This window comes from Pseudomonas sp. EGD-AK9 (genome assembly GCF_000465935.2).
In the GTDB taxonomy this organism is placed as follows: Bacteria; Pseudomonadota; Gammaproteobacteria; order Pseudomonadales; family Pseudomonadaceae; genus Aquipseudomonas.
Genome location: NZ_AVOF01000073.1, coordinates 1 through 10,136 on the forward strand (window position 1 = coordinate 1; position 10,136 = coordinate 10,136).

Below are 10,136 nucleotides of genomic sequence, written 5' to 3' on the forward strand. Positions count from 1 at the left end.
GATGCCGCGCAGCGGCGCGCCGCCTCCGCGCTGCAAGACTGTCACGACGCCGTGCACCGCGGCGGGCGGCCGCTGGGCGTCTACCTCTGGGGTCCGGTGGGGCGCGGCAAGACCTGGCTGATGGACAGCTTCTACAACACCCTGCGGGTGCCGGCGCGGCGTCAGCATTTCCACCACTTCATGCAGTGGGTGCATCGCCGCCAGTTTCAGCTGACCGGCAACCCCGACCCGCTGCGCCTGCTGGCCGAGGAGCTGGGGCGCGAGCTGCGGGTGTTGTGCTTCGATGAGCTGTTCGTCAGCGATATCGGCGATGCCATGCTGCTCGGCCGCCTGCTCAGCCTGGTAGTGGAGGAGGGCGTGGTGCTGGTGGCCACCTCCAACCAGCCGCCGCAGCAGCTGTATGCCGGTGGTTACAACCGCGAGCGCTTCCTGCCGGCGATCGCCGCGCTCGAGGCGCATATGCGGGTGGTGGCGGTGGATGGCGCGCAGGATCATCGTCTGCACCCGGGCGCAGAAGTCCAGCGTTACTGGGTGAACCAGCCGCAGGCGCTGGCTGGCGTATTCGCCCGCTTGTCCGCAGGGCAGGCGCTGCTGCATGAACCGCTCCAGCTGGCGCACCGCCCGTTGCCGACCTTGGGCCATAGCCCGGCGGCGCTATGGTGCCGCTTCGCCGACCTGTGCCAGCAGCCGCTGGCGGCGCCCGACTTCATCGAACTGTGCCAGCGTTTCCCGGCCATCCTGCTGGGCGAGGTGCCTTGCCTGGGCGGCGAGCAGCATGAAGGACGCATCGCCCGCGGCACCGAGGACGGCGCCGAACGGGTCGACGCCGGGGATCGCCAGTTGCCGGCGCTGTCACGCAACGACGACGCGGTGCGGCGTTTCATCGCTCTGGTCGACGAGTGCTACGACCGCCGCGTGCCGCTGTATATCGAGGCCGAGGTGGCGCTGGACGAGCTCTATACCCAGGGCTACCTCGGCTTCGCCTTCCAGCGCACCCTGAGCCGCCTGCACGAGATGCAGCTGGTGCGTTTCGGCCGGGGGCATGGGAAGGCGTAGGCGCCAGACCTTTCCCCAAAAAAACGCGGAGGCGAGAAACGACAAACCCGGCACGCGGCCGGGTCTGTCGTTGGCGCGGGCGCTTACTTCACTTCCACCGCCAGGCTGTCGGCGATCTTCTTGTTCCAGATCGCCGGGCCGGTGATGTGCACCGACTCACCCTTGGTGTCGACCGCCACGGTCACCGGCATGTCCTTGACCTCGAACTCGTAGATCGCCTCCATGCCCAGTTCGGGGAAGGCCAGTACCTGCGACTTCTTGATCGCCTGAGCGACCAGGTAGGCGGCGCCGCCGACGGCCATCAGGTACACGGCCTTGTTGTCGCGGATCGCATCGATGGCGATCGGACCGCGCTCGGACTTGCCGATCATGCCCAGCAGGCCGGTCTGCTCGAGGATCTGCCGGGTGAACTTGTCCATGCGCGTGGCGGTGGTGGGGCCGGCCGGGCCGACCACTTCGTCACGCACCGGATCGACCGGGCCGACGTAGTAGATGAAGCGGCCCTTGAGGTCCACCGGCAGTTCTTCGCCCTTGTTGAGCATGTCGACCATGCGCTTGTGCGCGGCGTCGCGGCCGGTGAGCATCTTGCCGTTGAGCAGCACGGTCTCGCCCGGCTGCCAGCTCTGCACCTCTTCCGGGGTGAGGGTGTCGAGGTTGACCCGGCGCGCGCTCGGGCCGGCTTCCCAGACGATTTCCGGGTAGGCGGACAGGTCCGGCGCTTCCAGCTCGGCCGGGCCGCTGCCGTCCAGCACGAAGTGGGCGTGACGGGTGGCGGCGCAGTTGGGGATCATGCACACCGGCAAGGACGCGGCATGGGTCGGGTAGTCCATGATCTTGACGTCGAGCACGGTGGTCAGGCCGCCCAGGCCCTGGGCGCCGATGCCCAGCTGGTTGACCTTGTCGAACAGCTCCAGGCGCAGCTCCTCGATGCGGTTCTGCGGGCCGCGGGCCTTCAGCTCGTGGATGTCGATGTGCTCCATCAGCACTTCCTTGGCCATCACCGCGGCCTTCTCGGCGGTACCGCCGATGCCGATGCCGAGCATGCCCGGCGGGCACCAGCCGGCGCCCATGGTCGGCACGGTCTTGAGCACCCAGTCGACGATCGAGTCGGACGGGTTGAGCATGGCCATCTTCGACTTGTTCTCCGAGCCGCCGCCCTTGGCCGCGACGTCCACTTCCACCTTGTCGCCGGGGACGATGGAGTAGTGGATCACCGCCGGGGTGTTGTCCTTGGTGTTCTTGCGGGCACCTGCCGGGTCGGCCAGGATCGAGGCGCGCAGGACGTTCTCCGGCAGGTTGTAGGCGCGGCGCACGCCCTCGTTGATCATGTCGTCGACGCTCATGGTGGCGCCGTCCCAGCGCACGTCCATGCCGACCTTGATGAACACGGTGACGATGCCGGTGTCCTGGCAGATTGGACGGTGGCCGGTGGCGCACATCCGCGAGTTGATCAGGATCTGCGCCATGGAATCCTTGGCGGCCGGCGACTCTTCCTTCAGGTAGGCCTCGTGCATGGCCTGGATGAAGTCGACGGGGTGGTAATAGGAGATGAACTGCAGGGCGTCGGCGACGCTCTGGATCAGGTCGTCCTGCTTGATCACGGTCATGGGGGCGCTCCTCTATCAGGGAACATCTATAAGGAAGCGCCGAATCATGACCCGGCGCAACGGCGAAAAATGGTCGGGAACGGTATTTCACCTCGCCCCGCGACGGCCCCTTGGGTTGCCGCCAGGGTTGGCAGGCAACAAAAAAGGCGCGGCAGTATAGCGCGCCGGTCGCACAGGGCACAGCCGCCGAAGGTCGATGCTGCTAGCTGTGGGCGGTTATCGGCGCGCTAGGCAATTTGTGATCACGGGGGTAGAGTAACGGCCAGATGCCAGTATGGGATGGAGCCCATGAGCCCAACCAGCCACCGGGTAACGCAACGCAGCCTGCAGAGCCTGCTGCTCAAGCGCTTCGCCATGGCCTTCGCCACCTACGCGATGATGGCGCTGGTGTGCTGGTTCGCCGTTCTCGCCGGCCTGTTTCGCGGTTCCCTGGCCACGGCTGTCGGGCTGACCCTGGGCATATTTGCCAGTCAGCTGGTGCTGCTCTGGCTGTTTCTGTCCGGGCGCAACCTGCGTTTCGCAGACCCCAGCCTGACCGAGGTGCAGGTGCTCCTGGCGCTGGCCTGGCAGCCGCTGCTGTTGGCCTTCTTCGACAGCGCGCGTGGCAGCCTGCTGGTGTTCTACGTGCTGATCCTGCTGTTCGGTGTGTTCCAGTTGCCGCCGCGGGTGTTCGCGCGCTGCGCGGCGTTCGCCTTCTTCGGTTTCGCCGGCATGATCCTGATCCAGGCTTACCGCGAGCAGCTCGGCGATCCCAGCCTGGCGCTGCTGCAAGTCGGCGTGCTGTTCATCCTGCTGGTCTGGCTGTGCCTGTTCACCGGCTATGTGCAGGCCATGCGCCAACGCATGCGTCAGCGCCGCTTCGCCCTGCAGGCGCACCAGGACACCCTGCGCGGCATGATGCGCCAGCTCGAGGACCTGGTGGCCACCGACGAGCTGACCGGGCTGTTCAACCGCCGGCATTTCCTCCGTCTGGCCGGCCGCGAGCTGCAGCATCTCGGCGCCGGTCGCCAGCACGGCCTGGCGCTGATCGATCTGGATCACTTCAAGCGCATCAACGACGCCCATGGCCACGCCGCCGGCGATCGCGTGCTGCAGACTTTCGCCGCGGTGGCGCGCGCCTGCCTGCGCGACGGCGACATCATCGCCCGCTACGGCGGCGAGGAATTCGTCCTGCTGCTGCCCAATACCGATGCCGACCAGTTCACCGCCTGCTGCGAACGCCTGCGCGAAGCCTTCGCCCAGGCTGAACCGGTGGGGATAAAGGTGGATAATCTCAGCCTGTCCGCCGGCATGACCCTGCTTGCCGCCGGCGACGACCTCGAGGAGGCCTTGCAGCGCGCCGACCAGGCGCTGTACCAGGCCAAACGCGGCGGCCGCAATCGCTGCGATGCCAGCTGGGAGAGAGCGGGTGCCTGAACTGCGCGTTGGCGCCAAATTATTGCAGGTGGCCGAACAGGCCAATCTGCTCGATGCCCTGCTGGCCGGCGGCATCAAAGTGCCCTACAGCTGCCGCGCCGGCAGCTGCCACGCCTGCCTGGTGCGCTGCCTGGCCGGTGAGCCGCTGGACCTGCAGCCCGAGGCGCTGGCCGCCGACAAGCGCGCCGAGGGCTGGCGCCTGGCCTGCCAGTGTCAGGTCGGCGGCGATCTGCAGGTCGAACCCTTCGACCCGCAGCGCGACGGCCTGGCCGCCAGGGTGGTCGGCCTCGACTGGCTGAGCCCCAGCGTGCTGCGCTTGCGCCTGCAACCCGAGCGACGGCTGCGCTACCAGGCCGGCCAGCACCTGCTGCTGTGGAGCGCAGACGGCGTGGCGCGGCCCTATTCCCTGGCCAGCCTGCCGGGCGAGGACGCCTGGCTGGAATTCCATCTCGACTGCCGCCAGCCCGGCGCCTTCTGCGACGCCGCGCGACGCCTGCAGCTCGGTGACGACCTGCGCCTGGGCGAGTTGCGCGGCGGCGCGCTGCACTACGATGCCGATTGGCAGGCGCGGCCGCTCTGGCTGTTGGCCGCCGGTACCGGCCTGGCGCCGCTCTACGGTGTGCTGCGCGAGGCGCTGCGCCAGGAGCATCGCGGCGCCATCCGCCTGCTGCATGCGGCCCATGAGCCGGCCGAGCACTACCTGGCCGGCGAGCTGCAGGCGCTGGCTGCCGAGCATGCGCAGCTGCAGATCGAGCTGGTGACGGCGGCGCAGTTGCCGGCTGCTTTGGCCGAACTGCGGCTTGTTTCGCGGCAGACCCTCGCCTTACTCTGCGGCCATCCCACGACGGTCGACAGCTTCGCGCGGCGCCTCTATATGGCCGGTTTGCCGCGTAGCCAGATGTTCGCCGACCTGTTTCTAACCCGTATGTAGGATGCGCGGGGCCATCCAGGCTGGGCACACTGGCGCCGATCACAGCGGGCCTCCGTTGCGCGGCTCAGACGGATCAGTGCGCCTACGACCTCGGAGCATCTTATGAGCGAATTCCTGCAAATCGAGCGCGACGGTGCGCTGTTGACCCTGCGCATGCAGCGCCCGGACAAGAAGAACGCGCTGACCCGCGCCATGTACGCCGGCATGGCTGAAATCCTGGACGAGGCCGACCGCGACCGCTCGGTGCGCGCCGTGCTGCTCACCGGCGGCGAGCAGTGCTTCACCAGCGGCAACGACGTCGCCGACTTCATCCAGGCGCCGCCGAGCGGGCTGAACAGCGAGGTGTTCCAGTTCATGCGCGCGCTGTTCGAATTCAGCAAACCGGTGGTGGCGGCGGTGGCGGGGCCGGCGGTGGGCATCGGCACCACCTTGCTGCTGCACTGCGACCTGGTCTACGTCAGCCGCGACGCGCAGCTGAAGATGCCCTTCGTCAACCTCGGCCTGTGCCCGGAGTACGGCTCCAGCCTGATCCTGCCGCGTCTGCTCGGCCACGCCCGCGCCGCCGAACTGCTGCTGCTCGGCGAGAGCTTCAGCGGCGAGCAGGCGGCGGCCTGGGGCATCGCCAACCAGGCGCTGGACGACGGCGCGGCGACCCTGGCCAAGGCGAGCGAGATGGCGCTGCGCTTTCTCGACCTGGCGCCTGCGGCGCTGGCCGACAGCAAGCGCCTGATGCGCGCACCGGATCGCGAGCAATTGCGCCGGGTGATCGAGGAGGAGGGCGCACTGTTCGGCCAACGCCTGCGCTCGCCCGAGGCCATCGAGGCGCTGTCGGCCTTTATGCAGCGCAGAAAGCCGGATTTTTCCAGGTTCGCGTAGGGGGCGTCGTGCGCACCGCCGTTAAGGCACCTCGCACAGGAAAAGCAAAAGGCCGCTCGTTCGAGCGGCCTTTTGCGTTCAGCTGTGCCTTAAACCATCGGATCGCCGACATGCAGGATCTTCATGGTGTTGGTGCCGCCGGTGCCGTGGTAGCTGTCGCCCTTGGTCAGGATCACCCAGTCGCCGGGCTCGACCACGCCGCGCTTGAGCAGCTCGTCCACCGCCGCCTGGCTGACCTTGTTGGCCGGCAGTGCGGCCGGGTCGAAGGGCACGGTGTAGACGCCGCGGAACAGCGCCACGCGGGCCTGCGCCTCGCGGTGCGGGGTGAAGGCGAAGATCGGGATCGACGAGCGGATGCGCGACATGATCAGCGGGCTGTAGCCGCTTTCGGTCAGGCTGATGATGGCCTTGACGCCGGGGAAGTGGTTGGCGGTGTACATGGTGGCCAGGGCCACGCTCTCGTCGCAGCGCTCGAAGGTGCGGCCGATGCGGTGGCTGGACTTCTGGCTGGTCGGGTGCTTTTCCGCGCCGAGGCAGACGCGGGCCATGGCTTCGACCGCTTCCACCGGGTATTCGCCGGCGGCGCTCTCGGCCGACAGCATCACCGCGTCGGTGTAGTCCAGCGCGGCGTTGGCTACGTCGGAGACCTCGGCGCGGGTCGGCATCGGGCTGTGGATCATCGACTCCATCATCTGGGTGGCGGTGATCACCGCTTTGTTCAGGCGGCGGGCGTGGGCGATGATCTTCTTCTGGATGCCGACCAGCTCGGCATCGCCTATCTCCACGGCGAGGTCGCCGCGAGCCACCATCACCGCATCGCTGGCGCGGATCAGGCCGTCCAGCGTCTCGTCGTCGGCCACCGCTTCGGCGCGCTCGATCTTGGCCACCAGCCAGGCCGTGCCGCCGGCCTCGCTGAGCAGGCGGCGGGCATATGCCATGTCGGCGGCGTCGCGCGGGAAGGACACGGCGAGGTAGTCCAGGTCCATTTCGGCGGCCAGCTTGATGTCGACCTTGTCCTTCTCGGTCAGCGCCGGCGCGGTGAGGCCGCCGCCACGGCGGTTGATGCCCTTGTTGTCCGACAGCGGGCCGCCGATCAGTACGCGGCAGTGCAGCTCGTCGGCGCCCTTGAGCTCGACGCGCATGACCACCCGGCCGTCGTCCAGCAGCAGCTCGTCGCCGACGTCGCAGTCCTGGATCAGCGCCGGGTAGTCGATGCCGACCACGTCCTGGGTGCCGGCCGTGCGCGAGTGGCTGGAGGACAGGCGGAACAGGTCGCCTTCCTTGAGCTCGATGCGCTTGTTCTCGAACTTGGCGATGCGGATCTTCGGCCCCTGCAGGTCGCCGAGCAGCGCCACGTGCCGGCCGTGCTTGGCCGCCAGGTCGCGCACCAGCTGGGCGCGGGCCTTGTGGTCGTCGGGCGTGCCGTGGGAGAAGTTCAGGCGGGCCACGTCGAGGCCGGCGAGAATCAGCTGCTCGAGCACTTCCGGCGAGTTGCTGGCCGGGCCCAGGGTGGCGACGATTTTGGTGCGGCGAAAGGTCATGCGCGGACTCCCTAATGGAATGTGCCGGCGAGGCTACTACGGCGATTCGCTGTAGTCATTGTTCCGTTGCACTACGTGACGAATCCGCCTTGAGCACCAGCAGGTCGCACTCCACGGCCTCCAGCACCCGCTCCGCGGTGTGGCCGATCAGGGCGGTGTCGAGTTGGCCGCGGGCGATGGCGCCCATCAGCAGCAGGTCGATATTGTGCTCGCGCACGAAACGCGGCAGCACTTCCTCGGTGAAACCTTCCAGCAGGTGGGTATCGGGCAGGGCGATGGGGTATTGACCGAGCAGTTGCTCGAAGGCCTCGCGGTGGCTTTTCGCGTTGTCGCGCACATAGTTGTCGTAGTCGGCGACCATCGCCGCGTCGAACACCAGGGTGCGCGGCAGCGGCGCGTGGCAGTGCAGGTAGTGGGCCTGCAGGGCGAAGCGCTGGCTCAGCTCCATGGCCGTGCGGATCAGCTGGTGATCCAGGGCCGCCGGCTTGTCGGCGCTGTGCAGCGGATCGAGGGCGGCGCACAGGCTGCGCCCCTGCCACTCGGCGTGGTGCACCAGCCACAGCGGCACCGGGCAATGGCGGATCAGCTGCCAGCAGCTGTCGGTCAGCAGCAGGCGGCGCAGCAGGCTGTTGTGCGCAGCGGACTTGAGCACCAGGTCCGGCTGCAGTTCGGCGACCTTGGCCAGCACCTCCTTGTCCAGGCGTTTGCCCCAGCGGATGTCCACCTGCACCTCGAGACCGCCGCTGCGCAGCGGCGCGATGCGTTGCTCCAGCCATTGGCCGTGCTGCTCCAGCAGCGCGGCGCGGCCTTTGGCCTGGATCGCACTGTCGAACAGGCGGCCGTCGAGGCCGGCGTGATAGTCCACCAGCAGCAGGTGCAGCTGCGCCGGGTTGTGCCGGGCCAGCCAGGCGGCGCGTTGCAGCGCCGGCTGGCTGTCGCGGTTGGGGTCGATGACCACCAGCAGTCGTTGCAGTTTCATGGTCTGTACCTCGCGAGGGTGACCCAGGCATTGCAGCGCGCCTTGCAGGCGCCTGCCTTGATATGGGTCAGCTTAGCCCCAGGAGGTGAACGAAGGGCGGGCGCCGCTCAGCGCACGGCCGGATTCAGCACCATGTCCAGGTGGCGGGCGGCCTTGGCGTTGAGCTCGCCGTCCGGGTACTGCACCAGCAGGCGGCGCAGGTAGGCGATGGCCTTGGCGCGGTCGGCGTCGGGGTTGTCCGCTGCCATGTGCATCAGCGCCAGCTGGTACAGCGCCTTTTCCTTGATCCCGGCCGGCACGTGCGGGTCGGCCAGGCCCAGCAGGTAGAGCTCCTCGGCCTCGGTGACGCGGCCCTTGAGCACGGCACGTCGCGACAGCAGGGTCATGTCCGGGTCGAGGCTGCTCTGGTACAGGTCGAGGTTCTGGCTCGGCTGCCAGTGCGCCAGCAGCTCGCGCGAGGTCTTGTGCAGCGGCTCCTCGCTGCGCTGGCGGATCAGCGTGATGCGCTGCTCGGCGCGGCCGGCGGCCCGGCTGGCGGGGAACTCGTTGAGCACCCGGTAGAAGTAGTTGAGCGCCTTGGCGTCGTCGCGCTGCTCGTTGAAGCGGTTCATGTAGATCAGGCCGATCTGGTACAGGGCGATGGCGCGCACCTCGCCGCTCAGCTGGCGGTCGCGGTAGCCGTCCAGGTACAGGGCCTCGGCCTTGTCGCTGTGGGCGTCGCGGATGGCCATGGCGCTGTAGGTGAGCAGGTCGCCTTCATCTTCGATGGCGGCGGTCATGCGCTTGGTCTTCAGCGCCTTGTACTCGACCACCTCGTTGGTAGTGACCTGGGCGATAAACAGCGGCGTCGTGGGGGCACAGGCGCTCAGTAGGGCGGCGAGGGCGACGAATGGTATCAGGCGAGTGCGCGGCATGCGGGCTCCTTGGCCGGAGTCGGCCGATGCGCCGCAGTCTAGTCAGGCGCCCACCCAGCGCCAAGGCGGGCGCGGCACAACCCATCGGAGGTTTGCGGCGGTTCAGTTTTCCCGGCGCCAGTCGATACACTGCTCAGCGGAGGAATTGCCCATGCGAACCCTGATCATCCTGACCCTGGCGCTGGTCGCCACGGGCTGCACCCGTTGGTCGCTCGACCATCACCTGAACAACGCCTATCGCGCCTACGAGGATGGCGACTGCGCCTGCGTCGCCCTGGAGCTGTCGAAGGCCGAACGCAAGAGCCGTTCGCGCGGCTACCTGCAGCCGGAAATCTCGCTGCTGCGCGGCCAGTGCCTGGAGCGCGAGAACCTGTTCGTCGACGCGGCGCAGACCTACCAGTTCATCATCAGCCGCTACCCGACCAGCGAGTACGCCTACCGCGCCCGCGCGCGCCTGCAGACCCTGGAGCAGCTCGGCCACCACAATCCGGCGGAGCCGGCCAAGGCTACGCCGGCGCCATTGTGAGCCGATCATCAGTCATTTGCGCCGGCTGCGCGGCGGTTTAAGCTGGGCCACCTGTTCACGGAGGATCAGCATGCGCAGCCTGCTGCTTGTCGCCCTGTTGCTGCCGGCCCTGGCCGCAGCGGAAATCTATCGCTGGACCGATGCCCAGGGCCGCGTGCATTTCGGCCAGCGTCCGGGTGCCGGCGCCGAGCCGGTGGAGGTCAAGCCGCAGGTGGTCGAACGCGACGAGCACACCCGCGAGCGCGAGGCGCGCAGCCAGCGCTTCTTCGATGCCCGCCGCGAGGAGCAGC

Annotated in this window: 10 protein-coding genes; 6 read left to right on the forward strand and 4 right to left on the reverse strand. The window is 68.1% G+C overall.

From position 1 onward, the window contains the following. Positions 1-1,056 (forward strand): cell division protein ZapE (gene zapE / locus N878_RS04000; protein WP_021442400.1); only part of this gene is annotated, 1,056 nt, incomplete at its 5' end. An 83-nt stretch (positions 1,057-1,139) separates the two neighbouring features. Here zapE and N878_RS04005 read toward each other — a convergent pair. Beyond that, a complete protein-coding gene (locus tag N878_RS04005; protein WP_021442401.1) occupies positions 1,140-2,663 on the reverse strand; it encodes a fumarate hydratase in 1,524 nt (507 codons plus the stop codon). Between the two features lie 288 nt (positions 2,664-2,951). Between N878_RS04005 and N878_RS04010 the strand changes: the two genes are divergently transcribed. The 3 genes from N878_RS04010 (at position 2,952) to N878_RS04020 (ending at position 5,886) form a co-directional block, all read left to right on the forward strand. After that, positions 2,952-4,079 carry a diguanylate cyclase gene (locus N878_RS04010; RefSeq protein ID WP_021442402.1) on the forward strand — a complete coding sequence of 376 codons (1,128 nt, stop codon included), beginning with the start codon at positions 2,952-2,954 and terminating at the stop codon, positions 4,077-4,079. Further along, positions 4,072-5,010, forward strand: a complete 939-nt coding sequence (locus N878_RS04015; RefSeq protein WP_031302719.1) for an iron-sulfur-binding ferredoxin reductase — start codon at positions 4,072-4,074, stop codon at positions 5,008-5,010. The genes N878_RS04010 and N878_RS04015 overlap by 8 nt, the downstream gene beginning before the upstream one ends. Before the next feature lie 102 nt (positions 5,011-5,112). After that, positions 5,113-5,886 carry an enoyl-CoA hydratase gene (locus N878_RS04020; protein ID WP_021442404.1) on the forward strand — a complete coding sequence of 258 codons (774 nt, stop codon included), beginning with the start codon at positions 5,113-5,115 and terminating at the stop codon, positions 5,884-5,886. Between the two features lie 89 nt (positions 5,887-5,975). On the opposite strand, the gene pyk is transcribed toward N878_RS04020, so the two are convergent. From pyk to N878_RS04035, 3 genes are all read right to left on the reverse strand, one after another. Further along, positions 5,976-7,427 carry a pyruvate kinase gene (pyk, locus tag N878_RS04025; RefSeq protein ID WP_021442405.1) on the reverse strand — a complete coding sequence of 484 codons (1,452 nt, stop codon included), beginning with the start codon at positions 7,425-7,427 and terminating at the stop codon, positions 5,976-5,978. 55 nt (positions 7,428-7,482) lie between these two features. Next, a complete protein-coding gene (locus N878_RS04030; RefSeq protein ID WP_021442406.1) occupies positions 7,483-8,406 on the reverse strand; it encodes a universal stress protein in 924 nt (307 codons plus the stop codon). A 107-nt stretch (positions 8,407-8,513) separates the two neighbouring features. Next, on the reverse strand, positions 8,514-9,320 hold the full coding sequence (locus tag N878_RS04035) for a tetratricopeptide repeat protein (protein ID WP_021442407.1): 807 nt from the start codon (positions 9,318-9,320) through the stop codon (positions 8,514-8,516). A gap of 151 nt (positions 9,321-9,471) precedes the next feature. On the opposite strand from N878_RS04035, the gene N878_RS04040 reads away from it, so the two are divergent. Continuing rightward, positions 9,472-9,846, forward strand: a complete 375-nt coding sequence (locus N878_RS04040; protein ID WP_021442408.1) for a tol-pal system YbgF family protein — start codon at positions 9,472-9,474, stop codon at positions 9,844-9,846. Between the two features lie 70 nt (positions 9,847-9,916). Next, positions 9,917-10,136 (forward strand): DUF4124 domain-containing protein (locus N878_RS04045; protein ID WP_021442409.1); only part of this gene is annotated, 220 nt, incomplete at its 3' end.

Excerpts from the sequence above, each read along its gene's own strand:
- N878_RS04005 (WP_021442401.1), bottom strand. The coding sequence starts at position 2,663 with ATGACCGTGATCAAGCAGGACGACCTGATCCAGAGCGTCGCCGACGCC.
- N878_RS04010 (WP_021442402.1), top strand. The coding sequence starts at position 2,952 with ATGAGCCCAACCAGCCACCGGGTAACGCAACGCAGCCTGCAGAGCCTG.
- N878_RS04020 (WP_021442404.1), top strand. The coding sequence starts at position 5,113 with ATGAGCGAATTCCTGCAAATCGAGCGCGACGGTGCGCTGTTGACCCTG.
- pyk (WP_021442405.1), bottom strand. The coding sequence starts at position 7,427 with ATGACCTTTCGCCGCACCAAAATCGTCGCCACCCTGGGCCCGGCCAGC.
- N878_RS04030 (WP_021442406.1), bottom strand. The coding sequence starts at position 8,406 with ATGAAACTGCAACGACTGCTGGTGGTCATCGACCCCAACCGCGACAGC.
- N878_RS04035 (WP_021442407.1), bottom strand. The coding sequence starts at position 9,320 with ATGCCGCGCACTCGCCTGATACCATTCGTCGCCCTCGCCGCCCTACTG.
- N878_RS04040 (WP_021442408.1), top strand. The coding sequence starts at position 9,472 with ATGCGAACCCTGATCATCCTGACCCTGGCGCTGGTCGCCACGGGCTGC.